Raw genomic sequence first — 18,772 nt, forward strand, 5'->3', positions numbered from 1 at the left:
CGATGTGAACCGAAAGTTCGCATGAACCGCAAAGCCAAAACTGTCACATACCTGATTCGGGGTAGCGTCCCAGACGATACCCCAACCGAATTGCTTGACGACTATAGAGCGTTGGAACCACCTGATCCCATCCCGAACTCAGCAGTGAAACGACGCATCGCCGATGGTAGTGTGGAGCTTCTCCATGTGAGAGTAGGTCATCGTCAAGCTCCTATCCCAAACCCCCGATACGCTAACGCGTGTCGGGGGTTTGTCTTTGGGCGCGAAAAAAGTTCAGGGCGTTCTGCACCCCATTCCGTAGTCATGAAAAAGGCCACCTGAGGGTGGCCTTGGTATCTGTGGGCGCTGGCGGTCAGTCGCCGCGGTACTCGCAGCCGCTCGTGCAGGTCTCATGGATGCGGATGCGGGAGAGCTCTGGCAACAGCGGTTTGAGCGACTTCCAGATCCATTTGGCGAGCACTTCGCTGGTGGGATTTTCCAGGCCGGGAATCTCATTGAGGTAGTTGTGATCGAGCTGCTCGTAAAGCGGCTTGAAGATGGCCTTGAGCTCGGAGAAGTCGCGAATCCAGCCGGTATGGGGATCGGGCTCACCCTCGATGTAGATGGCGACACGGAAGGAGTGGCCGTGCAGGCGACCGCATTTATGGCCCGCAGGCACGTGGGGAAGCCGATGTGCGGCTTCGAAGACGAATTCTTTGAAGATTTCCACTGAGAACGCTCTTGAGATGACGGCCGGGCGTCCGGCCAAAGCAGGAAAGCGAGGATTTTACCAGTTATCCGGCGGCCTGGCCGAACGGGTCCAGGCCGCCGGACGAAGCGACTGCTCTACTTGATGCCGAGCCGCTTGGCGAGGCGCATCAGATTGGCGCGATCCACGCCCAGTTCGCGGGCTGCTGCGGCCCAGCTCTGCTGATGACGATCCAGGCAGGCCACCACCATCTGGCGCTGATACTGGTCCACGGCTGTGCGCAGATCGCCTTGAGGAAGCTCGCTGGGTGAGGCGTCTGGTTGATTGGCTGAAGCCTTCGTCTGGGCGTCTGGCAGCGCCAGGTCCGTCGCTGTGAGGGTGAGGATGCGCGGACGCTCCGCGCAGGCGGCAAGGGCCTTCAGGGCGGCACGGCCGATCAGGTGTTCCAGTTCCCTGACGTTGCCCGGCCAGTCGTAACGCAGCAGGGCGGCCTGGGCTTCCTGACCGAGTCGAAGGCTGCGAAGGCCGAGGCGCGCACGATTGTCTTCGAGGAAGTAGCCCGCCAGCAGCAGTACGTCACGACCGCGTTCCCGCAGGGGCGGAACCCGCAATGGGTAGACGCTCAGGCGGTGATAGAGGTCGGCACGGAAGCGTCCGGCACGCACCTCTTCCGCGAGATCCCGGTTGGTGGCGGCGATCACCCGGACGTTCACCTGATGCTCGCGATCCGAACCTACCCGCTGCAATTGGCCGCTCTGCAACGCTCGAAGCAGCTTGGCCTGAACCGCCAGGGGCAGTTCGCCCACTTCGTCGAGGAACAGGGTTCCCCCATCGGCCAGCTCGAATTTGCCCTTGCGCTCGCTTACCGCACCCGAGAACGCGCCGCGAACGTGTCCGAACAGCTCGCTTTCCACCAGGGTGTCGGGTAGCGCTGCGCAGTTGAGGCTGATCAGAAGGCGCGGGGCGCGGGGCGAGCGTGAATGGATGGCTTGTGCCACCAACTCCTTGCCCACGCCGGTTTCGCCACTGACCAGTACCGTGAGATCGCTCCCGGCCACCAGGTTGATCTCTTCCATCAGGGCCTTGTGGGCGCTGCTCTGGCCGATCATTTCACGGGCTCTGACCTGACCGGCGGCCTGCCGATAGACCTCCGCCAGGTGCTGTTCGTCTTCGGCGCGGCGAGTCAGGCTGTCCATGCGTTCCACCGCCTTGACCGTGGCCGCCGCCAGGCTGGCGAAGCCTTCCAGCATCTCCAGGTCCTGTGTGCCGAAGCGCGAAGGGTCCAAGGCGTCCAGGGTCAGCAGGCCCCAGGGCCGGTCGTCCAGGTAGAGGGTGCAGCCAAGACAGTCATGGACCTCCAGATGCTCCTGACGCCCCTCCACCAGTCCGTCATAGGGATCGGGCAGCCCGCAGTCGGCCGGAAAATGGGTGATGCCCCGGTGTTCCATCAGGGCCTGCAACCTCGGATGCTCCGCCACCTTGAAGCGACGGCCGAGAGTGTCCTGGCTGAGGCCGTCCACTGCCAGGGGCACCAGCTGGTCGCCGTCCAGGCGGAGGAGGGCGGTCGCGTCGCAGGGGAGCAAGCCGCGCAGGGCTCCCAGCAAGCGGCGGTAGCGCTCCCCTTCGGGCAGATCGCGAGACAGGTCGCTGACCAGGGGGATCAGCGTCTGTAACAGGGGGTTTGCTGTCATTATGACTCCTGGTGGTCGATATGACTCTTAATGAAGTGTAGTCATATTAACCTCTATATATACAAGTCATTGATTTATAAGGAATAAAAGTTGGCACGAAAACTGGAATAAGAAAGCCAGACTGATCCAACCCCAAAAACGGAGTTCCTATGCTGTCCAGCCAAGTTCGTGCCATCGTCAAGTCCACTGTCCCCCTGCTGGAAACAGGCGGCGAAGCCCTGACCACCCATTTCTACAAGCTGATGCTTTCCGAATACCCGGAAGTTCGCCCGCTGTTCAACCAGGCTCACCAAGCCAGCGGCGACCAGGCCCGCGCGCTTGCCAATGGCGTCCTCATGTATGCACGCCATATCGATCAACTCGAGCAGTTGGGCCCGCTGGTGAGCCGTATCGTGGCGAAGCATGTCTCCTTGCAGATCCTGCCGGAGCACTATCCGATCGTCGGTACCTGCCTGCTTCGGGCCATTCGCGAAGTGCTGGGCGAGGAGATCGCCACCGATGAAGTCATCGCTGCCTGGGCAGAGGCCTACAATCTTCTGGCCGGTTTGCTGATAGGTGCCGAAGAAGAAGTCTACGCCGCGAGCGCCAAAGCCCCCGGGGGCTGGCGGGGGGCTCGCCTGTTCCGTGTCGAGCGCAAGGACGTGGAAAGCGCGGAAATCACCTCCTTCTACCTGGTGCCGGAAGATGGCGGCGCCGTGATGGATTTCTCCCCGGGCCAGTACATCGGCCTGCGCCTGCACATCGACGGCGAGGAAGTGCGCCGCAACTATTCCCTCTCCGCAGCGCCCAATGGCCGTAGCTACCGGATCAGCGTCAAGCGCGAGCAGGGCGGCAAGGTCTCCAACTTCCTTCATGATCGCGTCCAGGAAGGCGCTGCGCTGGAGCTCTTCGCTCCGACGGGGGACTTCACCCTGCGCCGGAGCCGCAAGCCACTGGTGCTGATCACCGCCGGCGTCGGCATTACGCCCGCCCTGGCCATGCTGGAGGCGGAGCGCCATGGCGAGCGTCCGATCCACTTCATCCACTGTGCTCGTAATGGTGCGGTCCATGCCTTCCGCGACTGGGTGGAAGAAGTGGCAGCCAGCGCCCGGAACCTGCGCCATTTCTTCTGCTACAGCGAGCCCGATACCGGTGACGCTGCGGATGCCACGGGACTGCTCACCCGTGAGCACCTGGCTGAATGGCTCCCTGCCGATCGCGATGTCGAGGCCTATTTCCTCGGACCCAAGGGCTTCATGGTCCAGGTGAAGAAGCACCTGCGCGAGCTGGGTGTTCCCGAGTCGCAGAGTCATTACGAGTTCTTCGGACCGGCCAGCGCCCTGGAGGCCTGACCCTGACAGCCCGGCGCGGTGGCGCCGGGCCTTCCATGAGGAGTGAGCGTTCATGACCAGCCTGTTTGGAAGTCCCCAACGTCTGCTGCAGCTGTCCCACCTTTTCCTCTGGACCGGCGTTGGCCAATTGCTGCTGGGCATCGCCGGCGCCTATTGCCTCGACGCCCAGCTTGGGCTGCTTGCGCAGGTCTCCGCCCATGGCCTGGTGATTCTCGGGCCGACCCTGATCAAGCTGGGCTACGTGATGCGCCTGACCGCCCATTACCAGATGCGCCAGGAAGAAAGGGAGTTGGCCTGTGCAGTTGCTTGATGCGGCCAGGGAACTGGCGATTCGCCCTCTCTGGCGGCTGGGTTTCAGGCCTTTCTTTCTCTTCGGCACGGCCTTCGCCTTGTTGGCCGTGCTGATCTGGCTGGCCGCGCTGGTCGGCCATGCCGTGCCCTGGCAACCCGCAGGCGGCTGGCTGGCCTGGCATCGCCACGAAATGGTCTTCGGCTTCGGCGGCGCCATCATCGCCGGATTCCTCCTGACGGCGGTGCAGAACTGGACCGGTCATCCAGGCTTGCGGGGTCGAGGCCTGGCCTGGCTCGCAACCCTCTGGCTGGCGGCACGACTGGCCTGGCTGTTGGGCGCGCCTAGCGTATTGCTGGTGCCCCTGGAACTGGGGTTCCTGCCCACGGTGGCACTGATACTGGGGCGCAGCCTGTGGCGCGTGCACCAGCGTGGCAATTACCCCGTGGTCCTGGTGCTGATCCTGCTCGCGCTGGCGGATGCGCTGTCCATCGGCGGGTTGGTCACTGGCAGTGACGACATGCAACGGCAAGGCGTCCTGGCGGCGCTTTGGCTGATAGCGGCCCTGATGGGGTTGATCGGGGGCCGGGTGATCCCCTTCTTCACCCAGCGTGGACTGGGGCGGACGACGCAGGTCAAGGCGCTACCCTGGCTGGACTGGAGCCTCTTGCTGGCGGCCCTGTCGCTGGCGGCGGCGTTCGCCAGTGGCGCCGGCCTGACCGCCAATCCCGTGCTGGCAGCCTTGTGCGTCCCGTTGGGGCTGGGCAATCTCTGGCGCCTGCTGCGCTGGTACGACGCCGGCATCTGGCGCGTTTCGCTGCTGTGGTCGTTGCACCTGGCCTTCGCCTGGTTGGCCCTCGCGCCCCTTGGGTTGGCGGCCTGGCATCTGGGATGGCTGGAGGATTCCAGTCTTGCCCAGCATGCCCTGGGAGTTGGTGCCATGGGGGGACTGATCCTGGCGATGATCGCCCGCGTCAGCCTGGGTCATAGCGGACGTCCCCTCGAGGCTCCGCGGGCCATGGGCGCCGCCTTCGCCCTCCTGAACCTGGGCGCCTGCGCCAGGGTGATGGTGCTACCCCTTGCGGGCAGCATGGGTTACTGGTTGGCGGCGATCTGCTGGGCGGCGGCGTTCGGCCTGTTCCTGCGCCACTACGCGGTGCTGCTTTGCACACCAAGGGTGGACGGCCGGCCCGGTTGAGCGGCCTGGCGCGGCGCGCCGGGGCAGGCCCGCAGCAGCTCGCGGAGGTGGTGGGCGATGTAGTCCTGAAAGCGCCGGTCTTCCCAGTATTCCAGGTGGCTCAGGGGCGTATGGCGCTTGTACCAGGGCCCCACGGCCATGGGCCGGTCCTCCTGGATCACGGCGTCATAGCCTTGTACCGGCCGCAGCGGGTAGCCCAGCAGGTCGGCTGGGGCATAGACATTGAGCCAGCGCGCGGCGGCCACCAGCGATTCCTCCAGGCAGTGGCCGGGAAAACGGATGGGCTGTACCGGGTCGTAGGCGAAGGTGAACAGCGGGATGTTGCAACCGAAGGTCACCAGGCCGGCCAGGGTCTCCATCGCCAGGAATGGGTCTTTGGGGCAACTGGGCGTGAGATTGAGCTTCTGCTGGTCCCAGATGTAGTTGGAGATGATGTGTCCACCCAGGGAATGCGCCAGCACCACCAGGGGCGTGTCGGGACCCACCTGGGCGCGAAGGGCATTGAGGCCGTTGCGGACGCACTGGTGTACCTGCTCGTAAGTGGTGTCGTAGGCCTGGCTGACCTTGCGGTAGCCGCTGGCATCGCCGAGGAAGAGGGTGACCAGGCGTCGGGCCCAGCGCCAGCGCACGGGCTCCCGCTCCAGATCCTCGAGGTAGGCCAGCTCGCGCCTGTCCAGCACGCTGGCCCAGTAGAGCGACTGGAAGGCGACCTGCGAGGCCTCCGGCCCCAGCCGCCTGCGCAAGCCGCTGATCAGGTGCTGGGCGAAGCGATGCTGGCCTTCGCTGTCCTGCGCATCCTGCTGGTTGCCGATGCCATGGATGATGGCGACCGCGAGTTTCATCCCTGTACTCCCCGGGTTCCTTGGGCTGTCGATCAGAGGGGAAGAAGGCGCTCTCCGAGCCTGCCGGACTCCGCCAGTTCGAGAAATTCGTCTCCCAGGCGCTGGCTTTCCGCCATGGCCTTGCGCCAATAGCGCTCGCGGCCGGCGTCGTCGCTCAGGTAACGCTTGAAGTCCTTGCGGTCCGGCAGTTTGCCGTGGGGCAGCCTGGCCAGGTACTCGCGGGAGGGCGAAAGCAACAGCACGTCCTGCAGGCGTTCGGCGTCGCCCTTGCGCCAGGGCAGTCCCTTGTCGAACCAGCCGGGCACCACCTTGTCGGTGAAGTGAGGGTAGAGCACCACGCCACCAGGGTTGTAGGGCAGGTCGAGGTGATAATCCAGCAATCCGCCGTCGCGATAGGTACCCGGGCCGGCACCGGGTATGTCGCGAACGCCTTCCATCACCATGGGAATGGAGCCGGACGCGAGCAGGGCGTGACGCAGGTTGCCGCGATCCAGCGCGTGGTAGCGCGACGGAAAGTCGGACAGTGGCGCCAGTGGCGGTGCCTGGCGGGCGTCATGGAGTATCACCCGCTCGAAGTGCCGACCGAGGCGCGGGCGGCCCAGCAGGTTGCTGCCGATCACCGAGGACAGGCCCAGCCCCAGCGCACCCTTGCGATCCTCGGCAAGCAGCCCGTGGCTTTTCACCACCACCACGTTGAGGCGGTAGTGGGGGTTGGCCAGCACCTGTTCGTCCTGGCCCTGAAGCAACTCGTCCAGCATCAGGCCACAGAGACGGCTGACCTCCGCCATGCTCACGCCCTTGGGGAAGCGCTGGCGGGTGTAGAGGTCGCCCAGGCGGCGGATGCCGGCGGCTGCATCGGGGAGGCAGGCGCTGGCGAAGCGCCAGGAGCCGATGGAGGCGCCGATCAGTGCGCGTTCGCGGGGCGCGCGGGGCAGCCAGTCGCCGAACAGCGCCAGGTCCAGCCCCTGGATGCCCAATGCCTTGGGACCGCCCGCAGCGCCGGGCAGGATGCCGATATCGGCGGGGCTCAGGCCGCACTCCCGGATGCGCGCCAGGGCGCGATGGCCAGCACGGAGGCTGAGGGCGGGGAACTTGATCTGGACGGCGCTCATGCGGCTCTCCTTGAAGCAAGGCAGCGATTATAGTGTTGGCCCCGTCAAGGCCAAGCGGCTTCAGCGCGTGAATGATTCTTCCGAAGACTTAAGGCGAATTCAGCTTGAGTTAAGTCGTTCTCTGTATGTTGAGCCCATCGAAAACGACCACTCCCAAGGAGACGGATCATGAAAAAACTGACAGCCCTGTTCGCCATCGCCACCCTCGCCGCTACCGCCGGTATTGCCCAGGCCCGCGACCTGGGACCGGACGAGGCCCTGAAGCTGCGCGACGCCGGCACCATCCAGTCCTTCGAGAAGCTCAATGCCGCAGCCCTGGCCCAGCACCCGGGCGGCACCATCAATGAAACCGAGCTGGAAGAGGAATATGGCCGCTACATCTACCAGGTGGAGCTGCGTGACGCCAAGGGCGTGCAGTGGGACCTGGAACTCGACGCCACCAACGGCCAGGTTCTGAAGAACCACCAGGACGACTGATGCACTGGATCCTTCGCTACAGCGGGATCATCGCCCTGGTCCTGGCCATCTTCGCCCTCGAGGCGGTGGCCAGGGACCTGGACCAGGACGAGGCCTACCGCCTTCGCGAGGAAGGCGTCATCCTGCCCCTCGACCAACTCTTGCGCAGCGCCCTGGGGCTCTACCCCGGGGCTCGCCTGCTGGAGGCCGAGCTGGAGGAAGAGGATGACGTCTACATTTACGAGGTGGAGCTGTTGACCGCCGATGGTACGGTTCGTGAGCTGGAACTGGATGCCCGCGACGGGCGCATTCTGAAGGACGAGGAAGACGACTGATGCGGTTGTTGCTGGTAGAGGACCATGTGCCCCTGGCCGATGAGCTGCTGGCCAGCCTGGCCCGCCAGGGTTATGCCGTGGACTGGCTGGCCGACGGGCGCGATGCCGCCCACCAGGGCATGAACGAACCCTACGACCTGATCGTCCTCGATCTCGGGCTGCCCGGTCGCCCGGGACTGGAGGTGCTCCAGGAGTGGCGAGCCGGCGGGCTGGTCACTCCCGTGCTGGTGCTTACCGCGCGGGACTCCTGGGCGGAGCGTATCGAAGGCCTCAAGGCCGGGGCGGATGACTACCTCACCAAGCCATTCCACCCCGAGGAACTCGCGCTGCGCATTCAGTCCCTGCTCCGTCGCGCCAAGGGGCTGGCCAACCAGCCCCAGTTGAAGGCGGCAGGCTTGCAACTGGATGAAGGGCGCCAGTGCGTCAGCCGGGGCGGGGAGGAAATCCAGCTGACCGCTGCGGAATTCCGCCTGCTGCGCTACTTCATGCTCCATTCCGGCCAGTTGCTCTCCAAGAGCCATCTGGCCGAACACCTTTACGACGGTGAGACGGAGCGCGATTCCAACGTGATCGAAGTCCACGTCAACCACCTGCGTCGCAAGCTGGGTCGTGAGGTGATCGAAACCCGTCGTGGCCAGGGCTACCGTTTCACCGGTGAGGGCCAATGAAGTCGATTCAGCGCCGGCTCAGCCTGGGGTTGGTGGGGGTGCTGCTGCTGGTGGGGCTGGTACTGGCGCAGACCAGCCTCTGGTTGTTCGACCTGGGGCTGCGCCGTTACCTGGCCGATGGCCTTCGCAGCGAGGCGGAGCTGCTGCTCAGCGCCCTGGTGCGGGGTCCCGGGGGAATCCAGTTGGACGAGCAGCGCCTCAACCCGGCGCATCAGGCGCCTTATTCCGGACGCTACTTCCTCATCGACCTCGGGGAGGAAACCTGGCGCTCCCGGTCCCTCTGGGATGCCGAACTGGCGTTGCCGTCCGGCAAGGGGCTGGCCGAGGGCCTGCTGACAGGGCCGGGCGGTCAGCAGTTGCTGGCCTGGCGCGGAGACTATCGACGATTCGGTCGAAACGTGAAGATCGTCGTCGCCCAGGATTACACCCCCCTGTTGGAGAGTTTCCGCCGAGTGCAGTGGATCGGTATCGGTCTTGGCGCCGGCGCCTTGCTGCTGATCCTCGCCCTCCAGCGGTTAACCGTGCGGCGTGCGCTGCGCCCGCTGGAAGACGTGCGCCAGCAGATCGCCCAGTTGCAGGAAGGGCAGCGCAACGAGCTGGATACCCAGGTGCCGCTGGAACTGGTGCCTCTGGTAGGGCAGGTCAATCACCTGCTGGCCCATACCGAGGATACCCTGCGACGCTCGCGCAACGCCCTCGGCAACCTGGGGCATGCCCTCAAGACGCCCCTCGCGGTGCTGGTGAGCCTCGAGCATCGCGATGAGCTGCGCGATCACGCCGACCTCCGGGCGACGCTCGCCGAGCAACTGGACCAGATCCAGCAGCGCCTGGCGCGAGAGCTGGGGCGCGCGCGCCTGGCCGGGGAAGCACTGCCTGGCGCCCACTTCGACTGCGACAGCGAATTGCCGACCCTCTTCAACACCCTGTCGTTGATTCACGGCAGCGAGCTGGATCTGGACTGGGACGTCCAGCCTGGTCTGCGCCTCCCCTGGGATCGGGAAGACCTGCTGGAGCTTCTCGGAAACCTCCTGGACAACGCCTGCAAGTGGGCGGAAACCCAGGTATTGCTGGGAATCGCCCGAACGACCGAGGGTTATCGTCTGTGCATCGATGACGATGGCCCCGGCATCCCCGAGGTGCATCGGCACGCGGTGCTCGAACGTGGTACCAGGCTGGACGAGCAGGTCGCCGGGCACGGGCTGGGTCTCGGCATCGTGCGTGACATCATCGAAGCCTGGGGCGGCAGCCTGCGATTGGACGCCAGTCCGCTGGGCGGCTTGCGGGTGCTGGTGGATCTGCCGGCCCCTCGTCGTTGATCGAGCACGGCACGACCGGCCGGATGCCGTCTAGTCTGATGGCAACGCATCAAGGACTCCCCCATGTACGACTTCGACGCTTCCCATCCGCCGCGCCTTGCCCGATTGCTTGGCTTCGCCGGGCTGATCCCCTTCGTCAGCGCCGCCCTCGGCATCTGGCTGACGCCGTTGGGTTGGCGACCCTTCGTGCTGTCGGCGCTGCTGGACTACGCCGCGGTCATCCTGGCCTTCATGGGCGCCATCCACTGGGGCCTGGCCATGCGCGCGGGGCCGGAGGATACCCGCACGCAGATGCAGTTGGGGCTTTCCGTGATTCCGGCGCTGGTCGGCTGGGTGGTCATTTCTGTCGGGCTGCCCGCCGGTCTGGCCGTGGTGCTGTTCATCCTCGCCTTCATCGGCCTTTACCTGGCTGACCTGCGTTCCGTAAGGCTGGGATTGGCGCCGCGCTGGTATCCGGCGCTGCGCCTGCCGCTCACCTTCGGCGTGGTGACCAGCCTGCTAGTGGCCTGGGGAGGCCTGATGCTCGTCCAGCCAGGCTGACACGCTGGCCAGTGCCCGGGCGCGGCGCTGGCCCCAATCGCCCCCGAGGATTTCGTAGCGCTGACCATTGGCCTCCAGCCAGGCCTGGCTTTCCCGGAAGAATGCCAGGCGATCGGCCAACGCGGGCTGGCACCGCTGGCCATCTCCGACCCAGGGCACACCTTCAGGGCTCAGCAACAGGTGCAGGTCATAGCGCCGGGAGAGCAACGCTTCCTCCAGCCATTCGGGGCAATCCCCGAACAGCTTCCGACTCCAGAGGATATTGCTCAGCAGATGGGTATCCAGCACCAGCAGCGGTGGCGCTTCGGCGCGGGCGTGGTCTTCCCATTCCAGCTGGCCCCGGGCGATGGCGGGGATGTCGGCGTAGCAGGTGTCGCGCTGCTCCCGGTCGATGAAGTGACGCACATATTCGCCCACCAACAGGCCACCGAAGCTGTCACGCAGGGCCGCACCCAGCCAGCTCTTGCCGCTGGACTCGGGCCCCGTCAGCACCAGGACCTTCATGCCGGGACCGGTTCCAGATCGCGCCGCCAGGTCCGCCAGCCCTGAATCGCCAGCAGGGTGAAGAGGGCGTACAGCGCGGCGGTGAGGTAGAGGGCCTTGTCCAGGAAGAGCAGCACGAAGAGCACATCCACCAGGATCCAGAGCAGCCAGCACTCCAGGCGCTTCTGCGCCATCCAGACCTGCGCCACCAGGCTGAAGGCGGTCAGGCCGGCGTCCAGCCAGGGGGCGGCGGCATCGGTCCAGGTGGCCATGCCATAACCCAGCAGCACGCCGCCCATGGCCCCGGAGGCCAGCCCCAGGCCCAGCGGGGCGGCGGCCAGGCGGCTGACCTCGCGCCCGTCGTGGCTGGCGCCGCCCCGGGTCCATTGCCACCAGCCGTAGAGCTGCAGCGCCGCGTAGACCAGCTGCAGCAGCATGTCCGAATACAGCTTCACCTCGAAGAACACCCAGCTGTACATCAGCACCATCACCAGGCCGATGGGCCAGCACCAGGGGTTCTGCCGCACGGTGAGCCACACGGCGAGCACGCCGAGGGCTGCAGCGATGAGTTCGAAGGGGGACAAGGGGCCGGCTCCAGTGGTGAAAGCCGCCGATTGTAGCGGCTCACCCCGGATCCGGTCGCCTTCAGACCCTGAATTGCCCCAGCAGCCGGCTCAGTTGCTCGGCCAACTGCCCCAGTCGCTGGCTGGCACCGGTGGTCTGCTCGGCGGCGGTGGCGCTGTCGTGGGCCAGCCCCGCCGCCTGGGTCACGTTCTGGTTGATGTCCTCCACCACGTGGGACTGCTCCAGGGTCGCGCTGGCGATGGAAGCGTTGAGTCCGGTGAGCGTACGCAGGGCCTGGGCGATCTGCCCCAGGCTTTCGCTGGCCTGGCTGGCCTGCTCCACGGTGGCGCGGGACGCCTGGCTGCTTTCGTCGATCACCGCCACGGCGGCGGCCGAGTTTTCCTGCAGGCGCAGGATCATCTGCTGGATTTCTTCCGTGGACTTCTGCGTGCGTTGGGCCAGCAGGCGCACCTCGTCGGCTACCACGGCGAAGCCCCGGCCCTGTTCACCGGCGCGAGCGGCCTCGATGGCCGCGTTCAGGGCCAGCAGGTTGGTCTGCTCGGCAATGGATCGGATGACCTCCAGCACGCTGCCGATCTGTGCGCTGTCCTGGGCCAGGGACTGGATAACGCCAACGGCCTTGCCGATGGTGGCGGAGAGCTGGTCGATGCGCTGCAGGCTGCTGTCGATGTTCTCCTGGCCAAGGCGTGCCTGCTCCTCGGCCTGGCGGACTTCGCCAGCCGCGTGCTCGGCGTTCTTCGCCACGTCCTGCACGCCGTAGGTGACCTGGTTGATGGCGGTGGCTACCTGCTCCATCTGCAGGGACTGCTGTTCGCTCTGGCGCAGGCCCTGGCTGGCGATGCCGTCCAGGTCGCCGGCGGCCCGGTCCAGCGCTCCGGCGGCATCCAGGGACTCGCGGATCACGCCGCGTAACTTGCCGGTGAAGGCATTGAAGTGCCCGCCCAGGGCGGTGATTTCGTCACGGCCGTGGGTGTCCAGGCCTCTGCTGAGGTCGCCTTCGCCATTGGCGATATCCGCCATGGCGGCCACCACCTCGTTCAGTGGTCGGGTGATGCTGCGGGCGATCAGTATCACCAGGAGCGCCATCAGTACCGCGATGGCCAGCCCCACCAGCGAGGCGCGCATGGCCTGGGCTCGGAACTCGCCGAGCATGTCGTCGATGTAGATGCCCGAACCCAGCACCCAGCCCCAGGGCTGGAATAACTGCACGTAGGAGACCTTGGGGATCGGTTCGCTGGAACCCGGCCTGGGCCAGCGGTAGTCGACGAAGCCGGCGCCCTGGTCGCGCGCGACCCGCACCATGTCATTGAACAGCGGTTTGCCGTCGGGGTCCTTGTAGCCGGACAGGTCCTGGCCCTCCAGCTTGGCGTTGGTCGGGTGCATCACCATCCGTGGCGTCAGGTCGTTGATCCAGAAGTAGTCGCCCTGGCCGTAGCGCAGGGCGCGAATGGCCTCCATGGCCTGCTTCTGCGCCTGCTCGCGGCTGAGGGTGCCGGCGGCTTCCAGGCCCTGGTAGTACTTCAGGACGCCGGCGGCGGTTTCCACCACGTGGCGGGTCTTCAGCTCCTTGTCCTGGTAGAGGTCATGATGGATCTGCTGCAGCATCACCACGCCGAGGGCGACCAGCATGAGGACCGCGACGATGAGGATCAGCCAGAGCCGGCGGCTGATCGGCAGGTTGCGCAAGCTGTGCATGGGCTGGGAACTCCTGTCTTCTTGTTATGGGGCGCATTGGCGGAAGCCGGGCAGCGGATGCGGCGACTGGCAATCCGCCTTTGGCCGCGATTTCCGCCTGACGCTCTGTTAGCATTTCGGCCCGCCGGGGCAAAGCTTAAGGTCATTCATCCCCGGAACCCGTTCATCGGAGCCCCGGTCTCATCGCCGAGCGGCATCCGCAGGGTGTCAGCCACTACTACATCACGCATGCAAGGGCGCGCCTGAGAGGCACGCTTTGGGGGAGTTGTTCGATGGATTTATGGACGGCCATGCAGGCCATCATCCTGGGGATAGTCGAGGGCCTGACCGAGTTCCTGCCCATCTCCAGTACGGGCCACCAGATCGTCGTGGCGGATCTGCTGGGCTTCACCGGCGAGCGCGCCATCGCCTTCAACATCATCATCCAGCTGGCGGCCATCCTGGCCGTGGTCTGGGAGTTCCGCCGCAAGATCTTCGACGTGGTGGTCGGACTGCCCACCCAGCGCGGTGCCCAGCGATTCACGGTCAACCTGATGGTGGCCTTCTTCCCTGCGGTCGTCCTCGGCATCGCCTTCGCGGACCTGATCCATCATTACCTGTTCAACCCCATCACCGTCGCCTCGGCGCTGGTGGTCGGCGGCGTGGCGATCCTCTGGGCGGAGAAGCGCGCCCATCGCATCCAGGCCGAGACCGTGGACGAGATGAACTGGACGCACGCGCTGAAGGTGGGGTTCGCCCAGTGCCTGGCGCTGATTCCGGGTACCTCGCGTTCGGGTGCCACCATCATCGGCGGCCTGCTGTTCGGGCTGTCGCGCAAGGCGGCCACCGAATTTTCCTTCTTCCTGGCCATGCCCACCATGGTGGGGGCGGCGGTCTACTCGGGCTACAAGTACCGCGACCTGTTCCAGCCCAGCGACCTGCCGGTGTTCCTGTTGGGCTCCGTGGTGTCTTTCATCTTCGCCATGATCGCCGTGCGCGGCCTGCTCAAGTTCATCGGCACCCACAGCTATGCGGCGTTCGCCTGGTACCGCATCGGTTTCGGCCTGCTGATCCTGCTGACCTGGCAATTGGGCGTGATCGACTGGTCCACCGCCCAAGGCTGATTGGAGCGGTTTTCAAGAGGGCGCCCCTGGGGCGCCTTCTTCGTTTCAGGTGGCCGGAAAGCGCAGGATGAAGCGGGTCCAGCCGCCTGAGGACTCACAGTGGATCTCGCCACCGTGGGCCTGGACGATGGAGCGGGTGATGGCCAGGCCCAGGCCGGCATGCTCGCGGCCCTCCCGGCGTGCCGGGTCGGCGCGGAAGAAACGGTCGAACAGGCGGGGCAGGAACTCGGCGGGAATGTCTTCGCCGTTGTTGGCGACGGTCAGGTAGAGGCCATCGGACCTGGTGGCCAGGTCGAGCCGGATGAGCCCGCCCGGCGGTGTGAAACGCAGGGCGTTGTCCAGCAGGTTGGAGAGGGCACGGCGCAGCATGTCCCGATCGGCCAGGAACTGCGCGTCGCCCTCTCGGACGAGGGTCACCCGTCGGTCTTCGGCGATCGCGGCGAAGTAGTCCAGCAGTGCGTCCAGTTCCGTGGCCAGCTCGAGGGGCTGTCGTCGGGTGGTGAGCAAGCCATGCTCGGCCTTGGCCAGGAACAGCATGTCACCCACCATTTGCGCCAGGCGCTGCAATTCCTCCAGGTTCGAGTGCAGGGCCTCGCGGTAGTCCTCCAGGGGACGATCCTGGGCCAGGATCACCTGGGTCTGGGTCAGCAGGTTGGAAAGCGGCGTGCGCAGTTCGTGGGCGATATCGGCGGAGAAGGCGGAGAGTCGCTGGAAGGCATCGTCCAGTCGACCCAGCATGGCGTTGAAGGCTCGCACCAGCTCCACCAGTTCACCGGGCACGTCCTGTTCGTCGAGGCGGGTGGTGAGGGAGCGGGCGGACACGCCGGAGGCCACATCAGCCATGCGGTGCAGTGGGCGCAGGCCGCTGCGGGCCGCCCAGGCACCGAGCAGGGCGGTGGCCAGCGCCGAGAGCCCCACGGTCAGCCAGATCAGCCGCTGCATGCGCTCCAGGAAGTGCTGGTGATGGGTGATGTCGAGGGCGAGGCTGAGGCGAGGCGAGCTCGGGTCGCCCGGGCGCAGCGGTGCCCCGTAGACGCGGTAGTCGACACCCTCCTGCTGCCAGTCCTGCAGGCCATCGCGCCCAGGCGCTCGCAATCCCTCGGCGCTGTTGAACCAGTACTGGCCATCGGCACCTTCCAGGCGCAGGGCCAGGTCCGGGTGCAGGCGCAGCTCCGCCATCAAGGCTTCCAGTCGCGGCGCGAGGTCATCCGGGGCGCGCAGGTCTCCGACCAGGGTGCGGAAGGCCGCCAGGCGCCGATCCAGCAGTTGCTGGTCCAGTTCGATGAAGTGGGCCTCGCTGGCGCGGGTGAAGAGCACCCCGGCCAGGAGCGAGACGGTGGCCGTGCAGGCGGCGAACAAGAGCCCGAGCCGGGCGGTGAGGGAGAGTCCGCGCATCAGTCGTCCCGCTCCTCCAGCACATAGCCCATGCCACGTACCGTGTGGATCAGGCGCGTGGGGAAGGCGTCGTCCAGCTTGGCCCGCAGGCGACGCACGGCGACCTCGATGACGTTGGTATCGCTTTCGAAATGCATGTCCCAGACCTCGGCGGCGATCAGCGACTTGGGCAGCACTTCGCCCCGCCGACGCAGGAAGAACTCCAGCAGGGCGAATTCCTTGGTGGTGAGGTCGATGCGCCGGCCGCCGCGCTCCACCCGGCGGCTCAAGAGGTCCAGGTGCAGATCACCCAGTTCGAGCTGGGTTTCCTGGGGAGGGACGACGCCACGGCGCAGCAGGGTTCGCACCCGGGCCAGAAGCTCGGCGAAGGCGAACGGCTTCACCAGGTAGTCGTCCGCACCCAGCTCCAGCCCTTGCACGCGATCGTCGATGGCGTCACGGGCGGTGAGGAACAGCACCGGCACCGGCGAGCCGGCTTCCCGCAGGCTTCGCAGTACCTGCCAGCCGTCCAGGCCGGGAAGCATCACATCGAGGATGATCAGGTCGTAGTGGCCGGACAGCGCGCGCTCGCGGCCGCTCAGGCCATCAGTGACCAGGTCGGCCGCCAGTCCGGCTTCGGCCATGCCCTGGCGGAGGAACTGGCCGGTCTTGGGTTCGTCTTCGACTATCAGGAGCTTCATGCTGGGACTCACGGGCTGCTTCGGCGCTTTATACCGCGCCCGGCGCCTCCGCAGGGGAAACTGACACCGTTGTAATGCGCACCGCGCCGCTGGTGCCGTGGATTTTCCCGGGAGGACCGGGCTGTATACAATTGCGCGATTGTCACCTTTGCAGGTCCGCGTCCATGCAGCACCCCGCCGAACATTCCCCGCTGGGCAAATCCAGTGAATACGTCAGCAGCTATAGCCCCGAATTGCTGTTCCCCATCTCCCGGGAGACCAAGTGGAACGAGCTCGGCCTGACCGCCGAGACCCTGCCTTACAAAGGCGTCGACTACTGGAACTGCTACGAACTCTCCTGGCTGACCGCATCGGGCAAGCCGGTGGTGGCCATCGGCGAGTTCGCCATCCCCGCTGACTCGCCCAACATCATCGAGTCCAAGTCCTTCAAGCTCTACCTGAACTCCCTGAACCAGTCGGTGTTCGAGGGCGCCGAGGCGTTGGCGCGGGTGCTGGAGCGAGACCTCTCCGCTGCAGCTGGCGCGCCGGTCGCCGTGCGTGTGCGCAGCCTCGCCGAGGTGGAGGCCGAAGGCGTCGCGCCGCTCGCCGGTGTCTGCATCGACGAACTGGACCTGGTCATCGACAACTACTCCCATCCCCACCCCGAACTGCTCAAGGTCGAGCCGGTTGCGGCGGACGAGGCGCTGTACAGCCACCTCTTGAAGTCCAACTGCCCGGTCACCGGCCAGCCGGACTGGGGCACCGTAGCCGTGGAGTACAAGGGGCCGAACCGTCTGGATCACGCCAGCTTCCTGGCCTACCTGGTGAGCTTCCGCCAGCACGCGGACTTCCATGAGCAGTGCGTGGAGCGCATTTTTCTCGACCTCCAGCGCTTGCTGATGCCGGAGCGCCTGACCGTCTATGCGCGCTACGTTAGGCGCGGTGGGCTGGATATCAATCCCTGCCGCAGCACCCATGAGTGCCGGGTGGACAATCGCCGACTGGTGCGGCAGTAATGAAAACCCCGACGTGAACGTCGGGGTTTTTGTGTGTGGGATGGGGTCAGATGCCCATGTTCGCCAGACTCTGCATGATGTTGCGCAAGGTGCCGGCAAGGGTGGGATGACTGGCTTCGAAGCGTTCGACGGCGAGGTTGACGCCGTCCACCAGGGTGGCGTCCGGCGCCGCGGCGGCTTCGGCGGCCAGGCGCAATTCGATTTCCTGCATCAACTCGATCAGCGATGCGCGCTCCTCCGCATCCAGCGGCGGTTCCTGGGCCAACTGGTCGCGCAGTTGTTGCAGTTGCTGCTGCAGGCGTTCAGGCATGTCGTTCTCCCTTTGCGAATGTCTCAGGAGTGGACCCTGGCGCAGGCGCAAAGGTCCCTCATGTTCTAGAGATTAATCCAGGCGCGACGGCCTTGCCTGATCCGGATCAAACCTGAAACAAATGCGCGGAAGCTAGGGCTTCTCACCCTTGTCACGGCGGCTGGCGAGATCGGCCAGGCACGGCGCCAGTTCGCCCAGGTGGTCCACCACCGAATGGGCGCCCAGCCGATAGAGCTCAAGGGTGGCGGCGGCTCGCAGGCGATCACGTTCGACGCCCGCGAGGGCCTGCCAGTCGGCAGGGGCCAGGCCGCAGAGGGGGCCGCTGGTGGCGAGTCCAACGGTCCAGAGCCCGGCGTTGAGTCCCGCGTGCAGCAGGCGCGGGTTGGCGCTTATCAGAACCGCACCTTCCAGTCGTGCGACGCCCAACTGGGCCAGGGCCTGCCAGCAGCCATCCGGTGCCGGCCAGGGGCGCGCGCCTGTGCTATCGGTGCCGCCGAGCCAGGCCGGCAAGGGGGTCGCCAGGCGCCGGCTGACCTCGGCGGGAAGCTCGTCGAGCCAGGCACAGGGGAGGCGCCCTCCGTCCGTGACCTCGGCCAGTCGCTCCAGGCCAGCGACCGCTTCAGCCTGCTCGCTGGCGGCGTCGAGCAATTGAAGCCGGAAAGCGTCGTACTGGGTGTCGCTGGCGGTGGTACCCAGGGCCTGGTCCAGAGCGGCACGCGGGGGCAGGGTGGAAACTTCGGCCAGGCGTTGTGGAGGAAGCTCCGGCAGCAGGCGGCTCAGGGCAAGTGGCAGGGTTCGGGCGCCGAAATCCACGAGGCAGCCGGGGAGCCCGAAGAGGAGGGCGGTGAAGGCGGGCGGTCGAGTCTGGGGCATCTGCGTCGTCCTGACGAGGTCTGGCCCAGGTTAGTCGGTGCTCATGACATCGAGATTACGCCCATGACCAGGTCTTCCCCGCCCCCGCGTGGCCCCACCGGTCATCGGGCGAGGTGTTGGCGCGACCCCAACGGTCCATCGCCTTCGGCGGGCGAGGGGACAGGCAACAAGAAGCAAGGTTTTTTCC

At 66.0% G+C, this 18,772-nt stretch carries 21 protein-coding genes and 1 rRNA gene; 11 read left to right on the forward strand and 11 right to left on the reverse strand.

Features of this window, described 5'->3' with window-relative positions; genetic code table 11:
• Positions 1-93: 93 nt before the first annotated feature.
• A 5S ribosomal RNA gene (gene rrf, locus KF707C_RS10690) occupies positions 94-209 on the forward strand.
• Positions 210-352: 143 nt separating this feature from the next.
• On the opposite strand, the gene queD is transcribed toward rrf, so the two are convergent.
• Together queD and norR are read right to left on the reverse strand one after the other, a co-directional pair.
• Positions 353-709 carry a 6-carboxytetrahydropterin synthase QueD gene (queD, locus tag KF707C_RS10695; protein WP_003454241.1) on the reverse strand — a complete coding sequence of 119 codons (357 nt, stop codon included), beginning with the start codon at positions 707-709 and terminating at the stop codon, positions 353-355.
• A gap of 116 nt (positions 710-825) precedes the next feature.
• Entirely contained in the window at positions 826-2,379 is a 1,554-nt protein-coding gene (norR, locus tag KF707C_RS10700; protein WP_003454240.1) for a nitric oxide reductase transcriptional regulator NorR, read from the reverse strand.
• Between the two features lie 149 nt (positions 2,380-2,528).
• Here norR and hmpA point away from each other — a divergent pair, with 149 nt between their 5' ends.
• Genes hmpA through KF707C_RS10715 form a run of 3 tightly spaced genes read left to right on the forward strand, consistent with a single transcriptional unit; the run spans position 2,529 to position 5,197 of the window.
• On the forward strand, positions 2,529-3,710 hold the full coding sequence (gene hmpA, locus KF707C_RS10705) for an NO-inducible flavohemoprotein (protein ID WP_003454239.1): 1,182 nt from the start codon (positions 2,529-2,531) through the stop codon (positions 3,708-3,710).
• Positions 3,711-3,762: 52 nt separating this feature from the next.
• Positions 3,763-4,020 (forward strand): hypothetical protein, encoded by a 258-nt coding sequence (locus KF707C_RS10710; RefSeq protein WP_003454238.1) that lies wholly within the window; start codon positions 3,763-3,765, stop codon positions 4,018-4,020.
• The gene (locus KF707C_RS10715) at positions 4,007-5,197 is read left to right on the forward strand and encodes an NnrS family protein (protein ID WP_003454237.1); all 1,191 of its coding nucleotides are present in this window, start codon (positions 4,007-4,009) and stop codon (positions 5,195-5,197) included. The genes KF707C_RS10710 and KF707C_RS10715 overlap by 14 nt, the downstream gene beginning before the upstream one ends.
• Here KF707C_RS10715 and KF707C_RS10720 read toward each other — a convergent pair.
• Both KF707C_RS10720 and KF707C_RS10725 read right to left on the reverse strand, forming a co-directional pair.
• Positions 5,149-6,039: a hypothetical protein gene (locus KF707C_RS10720; RefSeq protein ID WP_003454236.1), complete on the reverse strand. Its 891-nt coding sequence runs from the start codon at positions 6,037-6,039 to the stop codon at positions 5,149-5,151. The genes KF707C_RS10715 and KF707C_RS10720 overlap by 49 nt on opposite strands.
• 32 nt (positions 6,040-6,071) lie before the next feature.
• The gene (locus KF707C_RS10725; RefSeq protein WP_003454232.1) at positions 6,072-7,151 is read right to left on the reverse strand and encodes a patatin-like phospholipase domain-containing protein; all 1,080 of its coding nucleotides are present in this window, start codon (positions 7,149-7,151) and stop codon (positions 6,072-6,074) included.
• 168 nt (positions 7,152-7,319) lie between these two features.
• On the opposite strand from KF707C_RS10725, the gene KF707C_RS10730 reads away from it, so the two are divergent.
• The 5 genes from KF707C_RS10730 (at position 7,320) to KF707C_RS10750 (ending at position 10,466) form a co-directional block, all read left to right on the forward strand.
• Complete coding sequence (locus KF707C_RS10730; protein ID WP_003454229.1) at positions 7,320-7,628, forward strand: PepSY domain-containing protein; 309 nt, start codon at positions 7,320-7,322, stop codon at positions 7,626-7,628.
• Positions 7,628-7,942: a PepSY domain-containing protein gene (locus KF707C_RS10735; protein ID WP_003454226.1), complete on the forward strand. Its 315-nt coding sequence runs from the start codon at positions 7,628-7,630 to the stop codon at positions 7,940-7,942. Before KF707C_RS10730 ends, KF707C_RS10735 begins: the two co-directional genes overlap by 1 nt.
• Complete coding sequence (locus tag KF707C_RS10740) at positions 7,942-8,610, forward strand: response regulator transcription factor (RefSeq protein WP_003454220.1); 669 nt, start codon at positions 7,942-7,944, stop codon at positions 8,608-8,610. Before KF707C_RS10735 ends, KF707C_RS10740 begins: the two co-directional genes overlap by 1 nt.
• Positions 8,607-9,926: a sensor histidine kinase gene (locus KF707C_RS10745; RefSeq protein WP_003454219.1), complete on the forward strand. Its 1,320-nt coding sequence runs from the start codon at positions 8,607-8,609 to the stop codon at positions 9,924-9,926. Before KF707C_RS10740 ends, KF707C_RS10745 begins: the two co-directional genes overlap by 4 nt.
• A gap of 63 nt (positions 9,927-9,989) precedes the next feature.
• Positions 9,990-10,466 carry a DUF3429 domain-containing protein gene (locus KF707C_RS10750; RefSeq protein ID WP_003454218.1) on the forward strand — a complete coding sequence of 159 codons (477 nt, stop codon included), beginning with the start codon at positions 9,990-9,992 and terminating at the stop codon, positions 10,464-10,466.
• Here the strand turns inward: KF707C_RS10750 and KF707C_RS10755 are convergent.
• The 3 genes from KF707C_RS10755 to KF707C_RS10765 all read right to left on the reverse strand — a co-directional run bounded on the left by KF707C_RS10755 (position 10,425) and on the right by KF707C_RS10765 (position 13,229).
• Positions 10,425-10,970: an AAA family ATPase gene (locus tag KF707C_RS10755; RefSeq protein ID WP_003454217.1), complete on the reverse strand. Its 546-nt coding sequence runs from the start codon at positions 10,968-10,970 to the stop codon at positions 10,425-10,427. The genes KF707C_RS10750 and KF707C_RS10755 overlap by 42 nt on opposite strands.
• The gene (pnuC, locus tag KF707C_RS10760; protein WP_003454216.1) at positions 10,967-11,533 is read right to left on the reverse strand and encodes a nicotinamide riboside transporter PnuC; all 567 of its coding nucleotides are present in this window, start codon (positions 11,531-11,533) and stop codon (positions 10,967-10,969) included. The genes KF707C_RS10755 and pnuC overlap by 4 nt, the downstream gene beginning before the upstream one ends.
• Before the next feature lie 61 nt (positions 11,534-11,594).
• On the reverse strand, positions 11,595-13,229 hold the full coding sequence (locus tag KF707C_RS10765) for a methyl-accepting chemotaxis protein (RefSeq protein ID WP_003454215.1): 1,635 nt from the start codon (positions 13,227-13,229) through the stop codon (positions 11,595-11,597).
• A gap of 272 nt (positions 13,230-13,501) precedes the next feature.
• On the opposite strand from KF707C_RS10765, the gene KF707C_RS10770 reads away from it, so the two are divergent.
• The gene (locus tag KF707C_RS10770) at positions 13,502-14,332 is read left to right on the forward strand and encodes an undecaprenyl-diphosphate phosphatase (protein WP_003454214.1); all 831 of its coding nucleotides are present in this window, start codon (positions 13,502-13,504) and stop codon (positions 14,330-14,332) included.
• A 45-nt stretch (positions 14,333-14,377) separates the two neighbouring features.
• Here the strand turns inward: KF707C_RS10770 and KF707C_RS10775 are convergent, their stop codons facing one another.
• The gene (locus KF707C_RS10775; protein ID WP_036993386.1) at positions 14,378-15,730 is read right to left on the reverse strand and encodes a heavy metal sensor histidine kinase; all 1,353 of its coding nucleotides are present in this window, start codon (positions 15,728-15,730) and stop codon (positions 14,378-14,380) included.
• On the reverse strand, positions 15,727-16,407 hold the full coding sequence (locus KF707C_RS10780) for a heavy metal response regulator transcription factor (protein ID WP_003454212.1): 681 nt from the start codon (positions 16,405-16,407) through the stop codon (positions 15,727-15,729). Before KF707C_RS10780 ends, KF707C_RS10775 begins: the two co-directional genes overlap by 4 nt.
• Before the next feature lie 164 nt (positions 16,408-16,571).
• On the opposite strand from KF707C_RS10780, the gene queF reads away from it, so the two are divergent.
• On the forward strand, positions 16,572-17,402 hold the full coding sequence (gene queF / locus KF707C_RS10785; protein WP_003454211.1) for an NADPH-dependent 7-cyano-7-deazaguanine reductase QueF: 831 nt from the start codon (positions 16,572-16,574) through the stop codon (positions 17,400-17,402).
• Positions 17,403-17,448: 46 nt separating this feature from the next.
• On the opposite strand, the gene KF707C_RS10790 is transcribed toward queF, so the two are convergent.
• On the reverse strand, positions 17,449-17,712 hold the full coding sequence (locus KF707C_RS10790) for a DUF4404 family protein (RefSeq protein ID WP_003454210.1): 264 nt from the start codon (positions 17,710-17,712) through the stop codon (positions 17,449-17,451).
• Between the two features lie 132 nt (positions 17,713-17,844).
• The gene (locus tag KF707C_RS10795) at positions 17,845-18,585 is read right to left on the reverse strand and encodes a hypothetical protein (protein ID WP_003454205.1); all 741 of its coding nucleotides are present in this window, start codon (positions 18,583-18,585) and stop codon (positions 17,845-17,847) included.
• Between the last annotated feature and the right edge of the window lie 187 nt (positions 18,586-18,772).

The organism is Pseudomonas furukawaii (genome assembly GCF_002355475.1).
GTDB lineage: Bacteria > Pseudomonadota > Gammaproteobacteria > Pseudomonadales > Pseudomonadaceae > Metapseudomonas > Metapseudomonas furukawaii.

What these genes read in the sequence shown, in the direction of transcription:
- norR (WP_003454240.1), bottom strand. Translation starts at nt 2,379, where the DNA reads ATGACAGCAAACCCCCTGTTACAGACGCTGATCCCCCTGGTCAGCGAC.
- hmpA (WP_003454239.1), top strand. Translation starts at nt 2,529, where the DNA reads ATGCTGTCCAGCCAAGTTCGTGCCATCGTCAAGTCCACTGTCCCCCTG.
- KF707C_RS10710 (WP_003454238.1), top strand. Translation starts at nt 3,763, where the DNA reads ATGACCAGCCTGTTTGGAAGTCCCCAACGTCTGCTGCAGCTGTCCCAC.
- KF707C_RS10720 (WP_003454236.1), bottom strand. Translation starts at nt 6,039, where the DNA reads ATGAAACTCGCGGTCGCCATCATCCATGGCATCGGCAACCAGCAGGAT.
- KF707C_RS10725 (WP_003454232.1), bottom strand. Translation starts at nt 7,151, where the DNA reads ATGAGCGCCGTCCAGATCAAGTTCCCCGCCCTCAGCCTCCGTGCTGGC.
- KF707C_RS10730 (WP_003454229.1), top strand. Translation starts at nt 7,320, where the DNA reads ATGAAAAAACTGACAGCCCTGTTCGCCATCGCCACCCTCGCCGCTACC.
- KF707C_RS10735 (WP_003454226.1), top strand. Translation starts at nt 7,628, where the DNA reads ATGCACTGGATCCTTCGCTACAGCGGGATCATCGCCCTGGTCCTGGCC.
- KF707C_RS10740 (WP_003454220.1), top strand. Translation starts at nt 7,942, where the DNA reads ATGCGGTTGTTGCTGGTAGAGGACCATGTGCCCCTGGCCGATGAGCTG.
- KF707C_RS10745 (WP_003454219.1), top strand. Translation starts at nt 8,607, where the DNA reads ATGAAGTCGATTCAGCGCCGGCTCAGCCTGGGGTTGGTGGGGGTGCTG.
- KF707C_RS10750 (WP_003454218.1), top strand. Translation starts at nt 9,990, where the DNA reads ATGTACGACTTCGACGCTTCCCATCCGCCGCGCCTTGCCCGATTGCTT.
- KF707C_RS10755 (WP_003454217.1), bottom strand. Translation starts at nt 10,970, where the DNA reads ATGAAGGTCCTGGTGCTGACGGGGCCCGAGTCCAGCGGCAAGAGCTGG.
- KF707C_RS10765 (WP_003454215.1), bottom strand. Translation starts at nt 13,229, where the DNA reads ATGCACAGCTTGCGCAACCTGCCGATCAGCCGCCGGCTCTGGCTGATC.
- KF707C_RS10770 (WP_003454214.1), top strand. Translation starts at nt 13,502, where the DNA reads ATGGATTTATGGACGGCCATGCAGGCCATCATCCTGGGGATAGTCGAG.
- KF707C_RS10780 (WP_003454212.1), bottom strand. Translation starts at nt 16,407, where the DNA reads ATGAAGCTCCTGATAGTCGAAGACGAACCCAAGACCGGCCAGTTCCTC.
- queF (WP_003454211.1), top strand. Translation starts at nt 16,572, where the DNA reads ATGCAGCACCCCGCCGAACATTCCCCGCTGGGCAAATCCAGTGAATAC.
- KF707C_RS10790 (WP_003454210.1), bottom strand. Translation starts at nt 17,712, where the DNA reads ATGCCTGAACGCCTGCAGCAGCAACTGCAACAACTGCGCGACCAGTTG.
- KF707C_RS10795 (WP_003454205.1), bottom strand. Translation starts at nt 18,585, where the DNA reads ATGCCCCAGACTCGACCGCCCGCCTTCACCGCCCTCCTCTTCGGGCTC.